Annotated in this window: 16 protein-coding genes; 3 read left to right on the top strand and 13 right to left on the bottom strand. The window is 67.7% G+C overall.

The genetic code is table 11. From position 1 onward, the window contains the following. Nucleotides 1-34 precede the first annotated feature (34 nt). From BM198_RS26405 to ubiE, 10 genes are all read right to left on the bottom strand, one after another. The gene (locus BM198_RS26405; RefSeq protein ID WP_074973649.1) at nt 35-1954 is read right to left on the bottom strand and encodes a methyl-accepting chemotaxis protein; all 1920 of its coding nucleotides are present in this window, start codon (nt 1952-1954) and stop codon (nt 35-37) included. An 86-nt stretch (nt 1955-2040) separates the two neighbouring features. Next, nucleotides 2041-2748 (bottom strand): 16S rRNA (uracil(1498)-N(3))-methyltransferase, encoded by a 708-nt coding sequence (locus BM198_RS26410; protein ID WP_074973651.1) that lies wholly within the window; start codon nt 2746-2748, stop codon nt 2041-2043. Then, a complete protein-coding gene (gene tatC, locus BM198_RS26415) occupies nt 2745-3530 on the bottom strand; it encodes a twin-arginine translocase subunit TatC (RefSeq protein ID WP_074973653.1) in 786 nt (261 codons plus the stop codon). Before tatC ends, BM198_RS26410 begins: the two co-directional genes overlap by 4 nt. Further along, nucleotides 3527-4021: a Sec-independent protein translocase protein TatB gene (gene tatB / locus BM198_RS26420; RefSeq protein ID WP_074973655.1), complete on the bottom strand. Its 495-nt coding sequence runs from the start codon at nt 4019-4021 to the stop codon at nt 3527-3529. The genes tatC and tatB overlap by 4 nt, the downstream gene beginning before the upstream one ends. 6 nt (nt 4022-4027) lie before the next feature. Then, on the bottom strand, nt 4028-4291 hold the full coding sequence (locus tag BM198_RS26425; protein WP_074973657.1) for a twin-arginine translocase TatA/TatE family subunit: 264 nt from the start codon (nt 4289-4291) through the stop codon (nt 4028-4030). A 24-nt stretch (nt 4292-4315) separates the two neighbouring features. Next, nucleotides 4316-4651 carry a phosphoribosyl-ATP diphosphatase gene (locus BM198_RS26430; RefSeq protein ID WP_044406663.1) on the bottom strand — a complete coding sequence of 112 codons (336 nt, stop codon included), beginning with the start codon at nt 4649-4651 and terminating at the stop codon, nt 4316-4318. Beyond that, complete coding sequence (hisI, locus tag BM198_RS26435) at nt 4644-5045, bottom strand: phosphoribosyl-AMP cyclohydrolase (RefSeq protein WP_044406666.1); 402 nt, start codon at nt 5043-5045, stop codon at nt 4644-4646. Before hisI ends, BM198_RS26430 begins: the two co-directional genes overlap by 8 nt. 73 nt (nt 5046-5118) lie before the next feature. Continuing rightward, complete coding sequence (gene ubiB / locus BM198_RS26440) at nt 5119-6714, bottom strand: ubiquinone biosynthesis regulatory protein kinase UbiB (RefSeq protein ID WP_074973659.1); 1596 nt, start codon at nt 6712-6714, stop codon at nt 5119-5121. Further along, a complete protein-coding gene (locus tag BM198_RS26445) occupies nt 6711-7328 on the bottom strand; it encodes a ubiquinone biosynthesis accessory factor UbiJ (protein WP_074973661.1) in 618 nt (205 codons plus the stop codon). Before BM198_RS26445 ends, ubiB begins: the two co-directional genes overlap by 4 nt. Continuing rightward, on the bottom strand, nt 7328-8098 hold the full coding sequence (ubiE, locus tag BM198_RS26450; protein ID WP_044406675.1) for a bifunctional demethylmenaquinone methyltransferase/2-methoxy-6-polyprenyl-1,4-benzoquinol methylase UbiE: 771 nt from the start codon (nt 8096-8098) through the stop codon (nt 7328-7330). Before ubiE ends, BM198_RS26445 begins: the two co-directional genes overlap by 1 nt. 127 nt (nt 8099-8225) lie before the next feature. On the opposite strand from ubiE, the gene BM198_RS26455 reads away from it, so the two are divergent. The 3 genes from BM198_RS26455 to BM198_RS26465 all read left to right on the top strand — a co-directional run bounded on the left by BM198_RS26455 (nt 8226) and on the right by BM198_RS26465 (nt 9885). Continuing rightward, complete coding sequence (locus tag BM198_RS26455) at nt 8226-8501, top strand: polyhydroxyalkanoic acid system family protein (protein ID WP_044406678.1); 276 nt, start codon at nt 8226-8228, stop codon at nt 8499-8501. A gap of 111 nt (nt 8502-8612) precedes the next feature. Continuing rightward, nucleotides 8613-9053 carry a phasin family protein gene (locus BM198_RS26460; RefSeq protein ID WP_044406681.1) on the top strand — a complete coding sequence of 147 codons (441 nt, stop codon included), beginning with the start codon at nt 8613-8615 and terminating at the stop codon, nt 9051-9053. A 10-nt stretch (nt 9054-9063) separates the two neighbouring features. Further along, entirely contained in the window at nt 9064-9885 is an 822-nt protein-coding gene (locus BM198_RS26465; RefSeq protein ID WP_074973663.1) for a phasin family protein, read from the top strand. Nucleotides 9886-9932: 47 nt separating this feature from the next. Here BM198_RS26465 and BM198_RS26470 read toward each other — a convergent pair whose 3' ends face one another. From BM198_RS26470 to phaZ, 3 genes are all read right to left on the bottom strand, one after another. Beyond that, nucleotides 9933-10550 carry a TetR/AcrR family transcriptional regulator gene (locus BM198_RS26470; protein WP_044406688.1) on the bottom strand — a complete coding sequence of 206 codons (618 nt, stop codon included), beginning with the start codon at nt 10548-10550 and terminating at the stop codon, nt 9933-9935. A 56-nt stretch (nt 10551-10606) separates the two neighbouring features. Then, entirely contained in the window at nt 10607-12289 is a 1683-nt protein-coding gene (phaC, locus tag BM198_RS26475) for a class II poly(R)-hydroxyalkanoic acid synthase (RefSeq protein WP_074973665.1), read from the bottom strand. Nucleotides 12290-12457: 168 nt separating this feature from the next. Continuing rightward, nucleotides 12458-13315 carry a poly(3-hydroxyalkanoate) depolymerase gene (gene phaZ / locus BM198_RS26480; RefSeq protein WP_044406694.1) on the bottom strand — a complete coding sequence of 286 codons (858 nt, stop codon included), beginning with the start codon at nt 13313-13315 and terminating at the stop codon, nt 12458-12460. Nucleotides 13316-13465 lie beyond the last annotated feature (150 nt).

Raw genomic sequence — 13465 nt, forward strand, 5'->3', positions numbered from 1 at the left:
ATTTCGTCTGATGGCCGGCCCGGGCGGCCTGCTATCAGACGCGGAAGCGGCTGACCAGATCCTGCAGGCTGCCGCCCAGGCGCGCCAGTTCGACGCTGGAGGTGGCGGTCTGGTGGCTGGCGGAGGCGGTCTGCTCGGAGATGTCGCGCACGCTGACCACGCTGCGGTTGATCTCTTCCGCCACGGCGCCCTGCTGCTCGGCGGCGGCGGCGATCTGCTGGTTCATGGCCTGGATGGTGGACACCGATTCGGCGATGGCGCCCAGGCGGCGGCCGGCGCGACGGGTCAGCTCGACGGTGCTGTCGGTCAGCTCGCGGCTGGTTTCCATCAGGCTGGCGGCGCGTTGGGCACCGCTCTGCAGGCCGGCGATCAGCGCTTCGATCTCCTGGGTGGATTGCTGGGTGCGCTGGGCCAGGCCGCGCACTTCGTCGGCGACCACGGCGAAGCCGCGACCGGCTTCACCGGCACGAGCGGCTTCGATGGCGGCGTTGAGGGCCAGCAGGTTGGTCTGGTCGGCCACGGTCTTGATCACGTCCAGCACGCTGCCGATGCGCTCGCTCTCCTGCTTGAGGTGGGTGACGGCATCGCTGGAGCGGGTGACCTCGTCGGCCAGGCGATCCATCTGCTGCACGGCGTCGTTGACGGCCGTCTCGCCTTCGCGGGCCTGGCGGTCGGCGGCGCTGGCGGACTGGGAGGCGTCTTCGGCGTTGCGGGCGACCTCGTGGACGGTGGCGGCCATCTCGTTCATGGCGGTGGCGACCTGATCGGTCTCGACCTTCTGGGCGTTCACGCCGGCGCTGGTCTGGGTGGTGATGGCGGACAGTTCTTCGGCGGCACTGGCGAGCTGGGTGACGCTGTCGCGGATGCGGCCGATCAGGTCGCGCAGGCTGGCGTTCATGCGCTGGATGCTGCCCTGCAACTGGCCGAGTTCGTCGCTGCGTTGCACCACCAGGTCGCGGCTGAGGTCGCCGGCGGCGATGCGCTCGGCGGCGTCGAGGGTGTCGCGCAGGGGCTGGGTAATTTGCCGGGTGATGAGCAGGGCGGCGAACAGGCCGAGCACCAGGGCGATGATCGAGGCCACCAGCAGCATGACGTGGGTCTGGCGGGTCTCGGCTTCGAGCTTGGCGTTCTGCTGGGTGTACAGGCGCGCGCTGATTTCCAGGAGGCGCTGGCCCTGCTGGCCCATGGCGTCGAACTGGGCCTGGGCGTTGTCGTTGGCACGGCGATAGGCGCTGATGGCGTCGCGGTAGGTCTTGAGGTTGCTGCCAACGCGGGCCAGGTCGGTGTCGTCGTTGCCCAGGTCGGCGGCGAGCTTGGCCTGGTTGCCGAGGGCGGCATCCACGGCTTGCAGGGCGGCATCCTGGAAGCTGGGGTCGTTGCTGAAGGTGTAGCCACGGACCTGGAAGCGGGCCTGCATCACCGAGTGCCGCAGGTCGGCCAGTTCGTGGAACTGGGTGAGGCGGCCGGCGTCGTCGAGGGTGATGTCGGCAAGGACACGCTCGCTGAGATTGCCGATGGAGGCCATGGCGGCGTCGGCACTGCTGCCCAGTTGGCTGCGGGCGCCTTCGCGGGTCTGGTAGGCCTGGCCGAGCTGGGTGAAGGCGGCCTGGTAGGCCTGGGTCGCCTGGCGGGCCTGCTCCATGTGCTCGCGGTCGCGGGCGTCGGTGAAGTGCTGTTCGAGGGTGCGGGTGTGGTCGTCGATGGCCTGCACGCGCGCGCGTACACGCTCGGCGTTGTTGGCGTCCTGCTTGAGCTGGTAGGCCTGCTGGCTGATCTGCAGGTCCTTGGCCAGTTCGCTGAGGCTGGCCGAGGCCTGGAGTTTCTGGCCTCGATCCAGGGTCTCGTCGATGGCGAGCCAGCCGGTGAGGGTGATGAGCAGGGTGAGCAGCAGGACGAGGCCGAAGCCGATGGCGAGCTTGAGGCTGACACTGAGGTTACCGAACCAGCGTGACATGCTTCTTCTCCTGGCGAACGCGGCAGAGAGGTTGAGGGAGGTGGGAGGTTATCGGCGGATTGCCGGGGCGCTTGATGGGGCGCCTGTCAGAACAGGCGGGCGAGCAGAGCGGTAACCGCCGTCTCGACCCGCAGGATGCGTTCGCCCAGTTGCACCGCTTCGAATCCGGTGGCTTGCAGCTTCTCGACTTCGTAGGGGATCCAGCCGCCTTCGGGGCCGATGGCGAGGGTGATGGGGCCTTCCACGGCACGGGGGCAGTCCGGCCAGGGGCCGGGGTGGCCGACCAGGGCACGGGTGCCGGCGGCGAGGGCGGGCAGGCAGTCTTCGACGAAGGGCTTGAAGCGTTTCTCGATCACCACCTCGGGGAGCACCGTGTCGCGGCCCTGTTCGAGGCCGAGGATCAGCTGCTCGCGGATGGCGGCGGGCTCGAGGAAGGGGGTCTGCCAGAAGCTCTTCTCGACCCGGTAGCTGTTGAGCAGCACCAGGCGCGGGACGCCCATGGTGGCGACGGTCTGCAGCACGCGGCGGAGCATCTTCGGGCGTGGCAGGGCCAGCAGCAGGGTCAGCGGCAGCTTGGCCGGCGGCGGCTGGTCGAGGCTCACCTGCAGTTCGGCGTGGTCGGCTTCCAGGACGGTCAGCCGGCCTTCGCCCATGGCGCCGCCGAGCAGGCCGACCCGCAGGCTGTCACCGGCTTCGGCGCGGTGCACGTCGTGCAGGTGCTTCAGGCGGCGGCCACGCAGGAGGGCATGGCCGGGGGCGACGAAGTCGCCCTCTTCCAGCAGCAGGAGGTTCACGGGCGTGTGGCGGGCGGCTGGTCTTCGGGCTCGCTTTCCGGCGTGTCGCTGCGCCGGCGCACCAGGCCGCCGCAGAACACGCCGACCTCGAATAGCAGCCACATGGGCACGGCCAGGAGGGTCTGGGAGAAGATGTCCGGCGGGGTGAGGATCATGCCGACCACGAAGCAGCCGATGATCACGTACGGGCGGATCTTCTTCAGGTAGGCCACGTCGACCACGCCGATCCAGATCAGCAGCACCACGGCGACGGGGATCTCGAAGGCGACGCCGAAGGCGAAGAATAGCGTCATGACGAAGTCGAGGTAGCTGGCGATGTCCGTCATCATCGACACGCCTTCGGGGGTGACGCTGGCGAAGAAGTGGAAGATCAGCGGGAACACCAGGAAGTAGGCGAAGGCCATCCCGGAGTAGAACAGCACGATGCTGGACACCAGCAAGGGCATGGCCACGCGCTTCTCGTGCTTGTACAGGCCGGGTGCGATGAAGCCCCAGACCTGGTGCAGGATCACCGGCATGGCGAGGAACAGCGCCACCACCATGGTCAGCTTGAACGGGGTGAGGAAGGGCGAGGCCACGTCGGTGGCGATCATCGTCGCGCCTTCCGGCAGGTACTGGCGCAGCGGTGCGGAGACGAGGGTGTAGATCTTCTGGGCGAAGTAGAACAGCCCGGCGAAGATCAGGAACACCGCCGCGACGCAACGCAGCAGGCGGGTACGCAGTTCGGCGAGGTGCGAGACCAGGGGCATCTCCTGGTCGTATTCCGGCTTCTGGTCGCTCATAGGGGGCGGGGCGGCTGTGGCGGTTCGGCGGAGGGGGGCGTGGCAGCCTGCGGGGTCGCCAGCGGGGTGGCGACCGTGGCGCCGGACGCGGCGGGTGTCGTGCCGGGCACGGGCTGGGCAGCAGGCGACGGTGGAGCGCTGGCTGCCGGGGCGGGAGCCGGTGCCGGCTGCGGGGCGGCCGGGGTGGGCGAGGCCTCGGCGGCTTCGTCACGCTGCGCCGGGTCGGCCAGCAGGTTCTCCAGGCTGGGCGGCACGATGCTTTCCTTGATCTGCCGCTCCATCGCCATGATCTGCTCGTTGTGCAGTTGGCGACGGATCTCGTCGGCGCCGATCTCGCGCTCCACTTCCTGCTTGATGGCGTTGAAGCTGCGTTTCAGGCGGCCGATCCACAGGCCTGCCGTACGTGCAGCACCCGGCAGGCGCTCGGGACCGAGCACCAGCAGGGCCACGAGGCCGATCAGCAGCAATTCACCAAAGCTGATGCCGAACATGGCGCATCAGTCCTTGCGCACAGTCGGCTCTTCGACCTTGTGTGCCTGGCCGTCGATGGTGTGCGGCTGGTTCAGCGGGGCGGCAGTCGGCTGGGCGGCGGGCTGCTGGGGCTGCTCGGCCTTCTGCTCCTCTTCGGTGTTCATGGCCTTGCGGAAGCCCTTGATGGCTTCGCCGACGTCGGAGCCGAGGTTCTTCAGGCGCTTGGTGCCGAAGACCAGGACGACGACGATCAGAATGACCACCCAGTGTTTCCAGTCGAAAATACCCATGGTTTGCTCCTGCGTATCGATTCGTTAGGCGGAAGGCTGGCGGGCGGCTTTTTCAGCGTGCCCGGACAGGCCGAAGCGACGCTCCAGTTCGTCCAGTACGGCCTGGGGATGCTGGCCGAGGGCGGCGAGCATGACCAGGCTGTGGAACCAGAGGTCGGCGGTTTCGTAGATCAGGTCGCTGCAGTCGCCGCTGGTGGCGGCATCCTTGGCGGCCAGGATGGTTTCAACCGATTCCTCGCCCACCTTCTCGAGGATCTTGTTCAGCCCCTTGTGGTACAGGCTGGCCACGTAGGAGGAGTCGGCCGGCGCGTTCTTGCGGGCTTCGAGCACCTCGGCGAGGCGGGAAAGGGTGTCACTCATGTGCATGTCCTGCGTGGTAGATCGCGTCGGGGTCCTTGATGACCGCGTCGACGGTCTTCCAGCCGCCGTTCTCGTAGACGCGGTAGAAGCAGCTTTCGCGGCCGGTGTGGCAGGCGATGCCGCCGATCTGCTCGACCATCAGCACGATCACGTCGGCGTCGCAGTCCAGGCGCAACTCGTGGAGCTTCTGCACATGGCCGGATTCCTCACCCTTGCGCCAGAGTTTGCCGCGCGAGCGTGACCAGTAGATGGCACGGTTCTCGGCTACGGTCAGGGCCAGGGATTCGCGGTTCATCCAGGCCATCATCAGGATGCGTCCGGTCTTGTGGTCCTGGGCAATGGCCGGGACCAGGCCGTCGGCGTTCCAGTGGATGTCTTCCAGCCAGTCGTTCATGTCGGTTTCCACGAGCAGGCCGGGTGCGGGCCCGGCCGGGGGCAGTAGTGTGCCAGCGCTGGCGCGGCCTTGGCTATCGGCGAAGTACGAGATACAGACCACTGGCCAGCATCAGCCAGGCCGGCCAGGCGGCGAGGTGCTGCTCCAGGCCGGTACTGGCCGCGCCCACCAGCAGGGCGGCGCCGATCAGGCGCGGGGCGAGACCGTCGCTGGCACGGCGCCAGGGCGGTGGCGGGTCGCTGGCGTGGGGTTGGCTCATGCGCTCCAGCAGGTCGCGGGTCATGCCGGCCAGGTGCGGCACCTGCTCGACCTGGGCCTGCAGGTTGGACAGCAGGCTCTTGGGGCTGACGCGCTCGCGCATCCAGCGCTCCAGGTAGGGCTGGGCGGTGCTCCAGAGGTCGAGGTCGGGGTAGAGCTGGCGACCGAGGCCTTCGATGTTGAGCAGGGTCTTCTGCAGCAATACCAGTTGCGGCTGCACTTCCATGTTGAAGCGGCGTGCGGTCTGGAACAGGCGCAGCAGCAGCTGGCCGAAGGAGATGTCCTTCAGCGGCTTTTCGAAGATGGGTTCGCAGACGGTGCGGATGGCCGCTTCGAAGTCGTTCACCCGGGTCTCCGCCGGGACCCAGCCGGAGTCGATGTGCAGCTGGGCGACGCGGCGGTAGTCACGCTTGAAGAAGGCGATGAGGTTGCGCGCGAGGTAGTCCTGGTCCTCGGGGGTGAGGCTGCCGATGATGCCGCAGTCGATGGCGATGTACTGCGGGTTCCAGGGCTGACGGGTGCTGACGAAGATGTTGCCGGGGTGCATGTCGGCGTGGAAGAAGCTGTCGCGGAACACCTGGGTGAAGAAGATCTCCACGCCGCGTTCGGCCAGCAACTTGAGGTCGGTTCGCTGGTCGGCGAGGGTGGCCAGGTCGGTGACCGGGACGCCGTAGATGCGCTCCATCACCAGCACCTTGGGGCGGCACCAGTCCCAGTAGACCTGGGGCACGTAGAGCAGCGGCGAGCCTTCGAAGTTGCGCCGCAGCTGGCTGGCGTTGGCCGCTTCGCGCAGCAGGTCGAGCTCGTCGTAGATGGTCTTCTCGTAGTCGCTGACCACTTCCACCGGGCGCAGGCGGCGGGCGTCGCTGGAGAGGCGCTCGGCCAGGCGGGCGATGAGGAACAGCCAGGCGAGGTCCTGGCGGATCACCGGCTTGAGGCCCGGGCGCACCACCTTGACCACCACGTCTTCGCCGCTCTTCAGGCGCGCGGCGTGGACCTGGGCCACGGAGGCGGAGGCCAGCGGGGCGACGTCGAAGCGGGTGAAGACGTCGCTGATGCGGGCGCCGAGCTGCTCTTCGATCAGGCGTACGGCCTGCTCGGGGTCGAAGGGAGGGACCTGGTCCTGCAGGCGTGCCAGCTCGTCGGCGATGTCCGGCGGCAGCAGGTCACGGCGGGTGGAGAGCAGTTGGCCGAACTTGATGAAGATCGGCCCGAGGCCTTCGAGGGCCAGGCGCAGGCGCTCGCCACGGGTCAGCTGCAGGTCGCGCCGGGGGAGCCAGCGCCAGGGCAGCAGGCAGCCGAGCATGCGCAGCCACCAGGGCAGCGGGAGGTCGAATATCAGGTCGTCGAGGCGGTAGCGGATGACCACGCTCTGGATGCGCAACAGGCGGCGGACGGCGAGCAGCTTCATGCGTCTGGGGGACTTTTCCGGGTCAGGCGACCGATGCGGGCTTCGAGACGGTCGAGATCGATCTTGAGACGGTCCAGTTCGGCGAAGCGGGCTTCCGCTTCACGCTGGCCCACCAGGGTGCGGGATTCCTCGGCGAGGTAGTCGGCGAGGTTCTGGCGCAGGCTGTCCAGACTCTGCCCGGCCCAGCCGGCGCGGCTGCGCAGGTGGCCGGCGAGCAGTTGGGTGCCCACCGGGCCGAGCCAGCGGGAGACTTCGTATTCCCAGTCCAGCTCCAGGTCCTGCAGCACCGCGGCCAGTTCCATGAGCGCGGCGCTGTCGCCGTCCAGCTCTACCTCGGGGCGGTGCAGGACGGCGGTCTTCTCCTTGCTCAGGGCCAGGCGCAGCAGGCTCGCGGCGGGGGCGCGCAGGGTGCAGTCGGCCGGTGCGGCCCAGTGGGCGGCGAGGACCAGACCGTCGCCACCGGGCAGCAGGTAGAGCTCCAGCGCGGGGGCCTGGCAGTCGATGCGGATCACCTTGCCTTCCAGGCGGGACAGCCGGGGCAGGGCGGTGGCGTCGAGGCGCAGGACCCGGTTGAGGCCGTGTTCGGCGCCGGCCAGCAGGGCCTGGGTGAGCATCAGGGCTTGATGCCGCGATGCAGGGCGACGATGCCGCCGGTCATGTTGTGGAAGGTGGTCCGTTCGAACCCGGCTTCCACCATCATGGCCTTGAGGGTTTCCTGGTCGGGGTGCATGCGGATCGATTCGGCCAGGTAGCGGTAGCTCTCGGCGTCGTTGGTGATCAGCTTGCCCATCAGCGGCAGCAGGGTGAAGGAGTAGGCGTCGTAGGCCTTGCTCAGCAGGTTGCTGGTGGGCTTGGAAAACTCCAGCACCAGCAGGCGGCCACCGGGCTTGAGCACGCGCAGCATGGAACGCAGGGCGGCGTCCTTGTGGGTGACGTTGCGTAGGCCGAAGGCGATGGTGACGACGTCGAAGTGGTTGTCGGGGAAGGGCAGCTTCTCGGCATCGGCCTGGACGAAGCTGACGTTGCCGGCGACTCCGCTGTCCAGCAGCTTGTCGCGACCGACCTGGAGCATGGAGGCGTTGATGTCGGCGAGGACCACTTCACCGGTGGGGCCGACCAGGCGGGAGAACTGGCGGGTGAGGTCGCCGGTGCCGCCGGCAATGTCCAGCACGCGGTTGCCCGGGCGCACGCCGGACAGCTCGATGGTGAAGCGCTTCCACAGCCGGTGGACGCCGCCGGACATCAGGTCGTTCATCAGGTCGTACTTGGCGGCCACCGAGTGGAACACTTCGGCGACCTTGGCGGCCTTCTGGCTCTCCGGCACGTTCTGGTAGCCGAAGTGGGTGGTGGGTTCGGCGTCGTGGCCTTTGCGCGGTTCGTTCATGTCGCTGCCCCGGAATAGAATTGGCGGCCATTCTAGGCTTGTCGGCCTGGTTTGTCTTGGGCTGCGCCCGGCGCCTGGAGTGGCCTGCTATAGTCGCGCGACCTTAAGTCGCAGTCCGGAGACACCCATGGCACGCATCCACGTCGAACGTTCCCACCAGCTCGGAAAAGCCGCCGTGCGGGAGAAGGCCGAGCAGCTCGCCGAGCGCCTGGCGCGCGAGTACGACGTGCGTTACCAGTGGCGCGGCGACACCCTGGAGTTCAGCCGCAGCGGGGCTGACGGGCGCATCGAGGTGAGCGACGACAGGGTCAATGTCGAGGTGAAGCTGGGCCTGCTGCTGTCGGCCATGGGCGGCAGCGTGAAGCGCGAGATCGAGAAGGCCCTGGACGAATACCTGGCCTGACGGCCGCCGCACCCGTCCTGCGGCTAGTATGCGGTTTCTAATTTTCCTGGCTAACGTGCACCCCAAGCCCCGATTCCGGGCGAGTCCCCCACAATCCGCGTGAGGTGCACCATGGCCAAGGCAGCCACCGCCAAGAAGAAAGTCGAAGTAGAGAAGACCCCCGTTCTTTCCGACGTACGCCTCTATGCCAGGAAGATCTGGCTGGCAGGCCTGGGCGCCTACGCCAAGGCCGGCCAGGAAGGCGTCGACTACCTGCGTGAGCTGGTCAAGGCCGGCGAAGGCGTCGAGAAGCGCGGCCGCAAGAGCGTCGATGCCGGTGTCGAGGCGGCCAACAGCCAGCTCGACTCGGTCAAGGGCAGCGTGCTCGAGAGCGTGGCGGGCGTGAAGGAAAAGGTCGAGGTCCAGATCGACCGCATCGAGAAAGCATTCGACAACCGCGTAGCAGTGGCACTCAATCGCCTCGGGATTCCCTCCCGCCAGGACGTTGAGGCACTCTCTGCTAAGCTCGATGAGTTGAGCGCATTGCTCGAACACGTCGCGCGAACCAAATAAGGAGAGCAGGATGGCTGGTAAGAAGAAAACCGCAAAAGAAACCAACTCCTGGATCGGCGAGATCGAGAAATACTCGCGCCAGATCTGGTTGGCGGGCCTCGGGGCCTATTCCAAGATCAGCAACGACGGCACCAAGCTGTTCGACACCCTGGTCAAGGATGGCGAGAAGGCCGAGAAGCAGGCCAAGACCGAAGTCGACAAGCAGGTCGATGCCGTCAAGTCCCGTGTCGGTTCGCGCGTGGATTCGGCCAAGTCCCGGGTCGATGAAGTGAAGGACAAGGCGCTCGGCAAGTGGAGCGAGCTGGAAGAGGCCTTCGACAAGCGCCTGAACAGCGCCATCTCCCGCCTGGGCGTGCCCAGCCGCAACGAGGTGAAGGAACTGCACGGCAAGGTCGAGGCCCTGACCAAGCAGATCGAGAAGCTGACCGGTGTTTCCGCCAAGGCGGTCAAACCGGCAGCCAAGCCCGCCGCCAAGGCAGCGCCGGCGAAGGCCGCTGCAGCCAAGCCGGCCGCTAAGCCTGCTGCCCAACCGGCGACCAAGCCTGCCGCCAAGGCTGCTCCGGCGAAAGCCACTGCTGCCAAGCCGGCCGCCAAGCCCGCAGCTGCCAAACCGGCTGCTGCGAAGCCGGCCGCCAAGGCTGCCGCTGCAAAACCTGCAGCCAAGCCTGCCGCCGCCAAGCCTGCAGCCAAACCGGCTGCGAAGAAGGCTCCGGCCAAGAAGCCGGCTCCAGCGAAAGCGGCGGCTCCGGCCCCGGCGGCTGCGCCCGCTGCTCCGGCAGCACCGGCTCCGGCTGCTGCGGATGCGCCGAGTGCGGCGACGCCCCAGGCCTGATCACCCCAGGTCACTTGAACGCCCGGCCCATGCCGGGCGTTCTCGTTTCAGGCTTCCAGGTAGCGACGGGCGAGGCCTTCGACGGCCATCCGCGCCTCCGGGCGCAGGTGGGGCGCCACCAGCATCATGATCTGGAAGACCACCAGTTGGCTCTCGCCGGCGCCGTTGCCGAGGATGCGCTGGTAGTCCAGCGAGAACAGCAGGGTGAGGGTGATCTGCTCCACCAGCTGGCCGAGGGCGGGGGTGTCGCTCACCAGCTGGTCGTCCGCCTTCAGGCGGGCCAGCAGGGCGGCCAGGGTGCGCTTGAGGGCGTTCAGCCAGTGGCGCATGCCGCGTGCGAGCCGGGGCAAGCGCCCGGCCAGGTTGGACAGGTCCTGGAAGAGGAAGCGGTAGCGCGCCACCCGCTCGACGATCAGGTGCAGGAACAGCCAGTACTCCTCCACGTCCAGCCGGGCGCCATCGGGTGGGTCGAGCAGGGGCTCGGTCTCGGCCTGGAAGCGCTCCAGCAGCGCCATCACCAGCGGCTCCTTGCCGTGGAAGTGGTAGTAGAGGTTGCCGGGGCTGATGCCCAGCTCGGTGGCGATCTCCAGGGTGGTGACGTTGGGTTCGCCCTCCTGGTTGAACAGCGCCAGGGCGCATTCGAGTATGCGGTCGCGGGTCTTCATCCTGCCTTCTTGTTCTGTTCTGCCGGACCCGCCCACCGGGTCCGGCGACTTCCTGTTCAGCGTACGTGTACGTAGGTGCCGGGCGAGGCCTCCATCGGCGGGTAGTCCGGGTTGCCCAGCGCCACCTGGGTTTCCCGCTGCTCGCCCGAGCGCGCCTGGATCCACTCCAGCCATTTCGGCCACCAGCTGCCGGCGACGCTCTCCGCGTCGTAGTACCAGGCACGGTGGTCGGAGCTGAGGGTGGGGTTCTCCAGGTGGGTGGCCTTGGGGTTGCCGGGCGGGTTGAGGATGCTCTGGATGTGGCCGCTGTTGGAGAGCACGAAGCGGCTCTCGCCCCCCAGCAGCAGGGCGGAGCGGTAGACCGACTCCCAGGGCGTGATGTGGTCGTTGATACCGGCCACGCTGAAGCTGTCGACGGTGACCTTCTTCAGGTCGATCGGCGTGCCGCACACTTCCAGCGCGCCGGGGCGGGTCAGCGGGTTGTGCTTGAACAGGTCGAGCATGTCGCCGTGCATGGCGGCCGGCAGCCGGGTGTTGTCGTTGTTCCAGTAGAGGATGTCGAAGGCCGGTGGCTGGCGGCCCAGCAGGTAGTTGTTGATGAAGTAGTTCCACACCAGGTCGTTGGGACGCATCCAGGCGAAGATCTTCGACATGTCGCGGCCATCCAGCACGCCGGCCTGGTAGGAGCGGCGCTTGGCGGCTTCGAGGGTCTGCTCGTCGGCGAACAGCGCGGCCGGTGTTTCCACCTGGGAGTCCAGCAGGCTGACCAGGTAGGTGGCGCTGCTGACCTTGCGCAACTGCCGCTTGGCCTGCAGGTGGCCTTGCAGGGCGGCGATGGTCAGGCCGCCGGCGCAGGCGCCGACCAGGTTGAGGTCCTTGCTGCCGGTGATGGCGCGGCACACATCGGTGGCTTCCTCCAGGGCCTTCACATAGCTGGACAGGCCCCACTCGCGGTGACGCGCGTCGGGGTTGCGCCAGCTGATGGCGAACACCTGCAGGCCGTTCTTCAGGGCGTACTGGACGAAGCTCTTCTCCGGCGTCAGGTCGAAGATGTAGAACTTGTTGATCTGCGGGGGAACGATCACCAGGGGCTTGAGGTACTGCTTCTCGCTCATGGGCTTGTACTGGATCAGCTCCAGCATCTCGTTGCGGAACACCACCGAGCCCGGTGTGGTGGCCAGGTTCCGCCCGACTTCGAAGGCATGCTTGCTGACCTGGCTGGGCATGGCGTTGTTGTGCAGCAGGTCGTCGAACAGGTGGCGCGCACCGTTGATCAGGCTGAGGCCGCCGGTGTTGAACAGCTCCTTGACCGCCAGCGGATTGAGCAGGCTGTTGGACGGGGCCACGGCATCGCTGAGCAGCGACAGCACGAAGCGTGCGCGGGTGCGGTCGTCCGGGGACAGCTCGCTGTCGTCGATCCACTCCATCAGGTGCTGCTGCCAGGCCAGGTAGGCCTGGAGCCCGCGCCGGTAGAAGGGGTTGAGCCGCCAGGACGGGTCGGCGAAGCGCGCATCCTGCGGGTTGGGGGTGTAGGGCGTGTCTCCCAGCAGCACACGGCCGAGCTTGCCGCCCAGCTTGAGCAGGTGGCGGGCGCTGTGCACCGGGCGCTTGGCGCTGTGCACGGCCAGGGTGCGGACGGTCGAGGCCAGGTCCTTGCCTCGGAGGCCGACAATGGCGCTCTGCACGTTCATGAAGTTAGCGGGGACCGGCAAGGCGCCCGAGTCCTTTTTCTCTCGCATGGGGGCAACACTCCGTAATCAGTCCATCGTCATGGAGGGTCAGCAAGGCTCGTACCACGAGCACGACAGGTGCATTCCAGACCAGTTCCCGGGAAATTCAAGTCCGGGCGGGCTGCACCGTGCCGGCGCTCAGGTAGGGAAGGGCCCCATCCTGGGGCGCGATTTGGCTCAGGGGGTACGGGGCAGCAGCGGCTTGGGGTGCATGACTGCCCGCCGCCGCTCCTGGGCGAGGAACTTCATGATGATCGGCGCGACTGTTTCAGCGCGTGTCACCAGGAACAGGTGGCCGTCGTCGATCACGTGCAGTTCCGCATTGGGGATACGCCAGGCCAGCAGGCGCATGTTCACCAGCGGGATGATCGGGTCGTCATCGCCGGCCAGCACCAGGGTGGGCTGGCGGATGCGGTGCAGCCAGTGGATGCTGGTCCAGCCGAGGCCGGCGAACAGTTGCCAGTAGTAGCCCAGCTTGCCGGAGGAGCGCACCTTGCTCGCGTGAGCCATGGCCAGGCCGGGGTCGCGGCGGAAGGCGCCGCCGTAGATGTCCGGGGCGATGTGCACGCCGTAGGACGGCTGGATGTAGCGCCGCGGGCTGGCCATGCGCATTAGCACCTTGGGCTTGCCGGGCACCATCACCGCGCCGGCGGAGGTGGCGGCGAGGATCAGCTTCTTGCAGCGCTCGGGGTAGTCGTGGGCGAACTGCTGGGCGAGCGCGCCACCCCAGGAGACGCCGATGGCGTTGACCTGACCGTAGTCGAGGTAGTCCAGCATCCGCGCGGCGAGCTTGGCCAGGCCGGGGAAGCGGTAGGGCGTGCTGGGGGTGGAGGAACCGCCGACGCCGGGGACGTCGAAGGCGATCACCTCCTGGTCCGGGTCCAGCGCCTGGACGAAGGGGAACACCAGCTCGAGGTTGGCGCCGATGCCGTTGAAGATCAGCAGCGGCGTCAGGTGTTCGCCGCCCGGACGTACCGCAGTGCGGATGGTCTGGCCGTCGAGGTCGATGGTGCGGAAGACGAAAGGTTGCGGCATGCGCGAGCCCCTATGGGTGGATACGGCGGGCGGCGCCGGCTGGGGCTCCGCCTGGACTGCCGGGGATGAGCCGGCTCAGGCCGCCGCCCATTCGGGCGGCGAACCGGTTCGGCACGTCCGGGTGCCGGGGCGACGATGCGCGCGAGGCGC

Origin of the sequence: Metapseudomonas otitidis (assembly GCF_900111835.1) — a bacterium.
GTDB classification, from domain to species: domain Bacteria; phylum Pseudomonadota; class Gammaproteobacteria; order Pseudomonadales; family Pseudomonadaceae; genus Metapseudomonas; species Metapseudomonas otitidis.

What these genes read in the sequence shown, in the direction of transcription:
- hisI (WP_044406666.1), bottom strand. Translation starts at nt 5,045, where the DNA reads ATGAACGACTGGCTGGAAGACATCCACTGGAACGCCGACGGCCTGGTC.
- tatC (WP_074973653.1), bottom strand. Translation starts at nt 3,530, where the DNA reads ATGAGCGACCAGAAGCCGGAATACGACCAGGAGATGCCCCTGGTCTCG.
- BM198_RS26430 (WP_044406663.1), bottom strand. Translation starts at nt 4,651, where the DNA reads ATGAGTGACACCCTTTCCCGCCTCGCCGAGGTGCTCGAAGCCCGCAAG.
- phaC (WP_074973665.1), bottom strand. Translation starts at nt 12,289, where the DNA reads ATGCGAGAGAAAAAGGACTCGGGCGCCTTGCCGGTCCCCGCTAACTTC.
- BM198_RS26445 (WP_074973661.1), bottom strand. Translation starts at nt 7,328, where the DNA reads ATGCTCACCCAGGCCCTGCTGGCCGGCGCCGAACACGGCCTCAACCGG.
- BM198_RS26455 (WP_044406678.1), top strand. Translation starts at nt 8,226, where the DNA reads ATGGCACGCATCCACGTCGAACGTTCCCACCAGCTCGGAAAAGCCGCC.
- BM198_RS26425 (WP_074973657.1), bottom strand. Translation starts at nt 4,291, where the DNA reads ATGGGTATTTTCGACTGGAAACACTGGGTGGTCATTCTGATCGTCGTC.
- BM198_RS26465 (WP_074973663.1), top strand. Translation starts at nt 9,064, where the DNA reads ATGGCTGGTAAGAAGAAAACCGCAAAAGAAACCAACTCCTGGATCGGC.
- tatB (WP_074973655.1), bottom strand. Translation starts at nt 4,021, where the DNA reads ATGTTCGGCATCAGCTTTGGTGAATTGCTGCTGATCGGCCTCGTGGCC.
- BM198_RS26405 (WP_074973649.1), bottom strand. Translation starts at nt 1,954, where the DNA reads ATGTCACGCTGGTTCGGTAACCTCAGTGTCAGCCTCAAGCTCGCCATC.
- BM198_RS26470 (WP_044406688.1), bottom strand. Translation starts at nt 10,550, where the DNA reads ATGAAGACCCGCGACCGCATACTCGAATGCGCCCTGGCGCTGTTCAAC.
- ubiB (WP_074973659.1), bottom strand. Translation starts at nt 6,714, where the DNA reads ATGAAGCTGCTCGCCGTCCGCCGCCTGTTGCGCATCCAGAGCGTGGTC.
- ubiE (WP_044406675.1), bottom strand. Translation starts at nt 8,098, where the DNA reads ATGAACGAACCGCGCAAAGGCCACGACGCCGAACCCACCACCCACTTC.
- phaZ (WP_044406694.1), bottom strand. Translation starts at nt 13,315, where the DNA reads ATGCCGCAACCTTTCGTCTTCCGCACCATCGACCTCGACGGCCAGACC.
- BM198_RS26460 (WP_044406681.1), top strand. Translation starts at nt 8,613, where the DNA reads ATGGCCAAGGCAGCCACCGCCAAGAAGAAAGTCGAAGTAGAGAAGACC.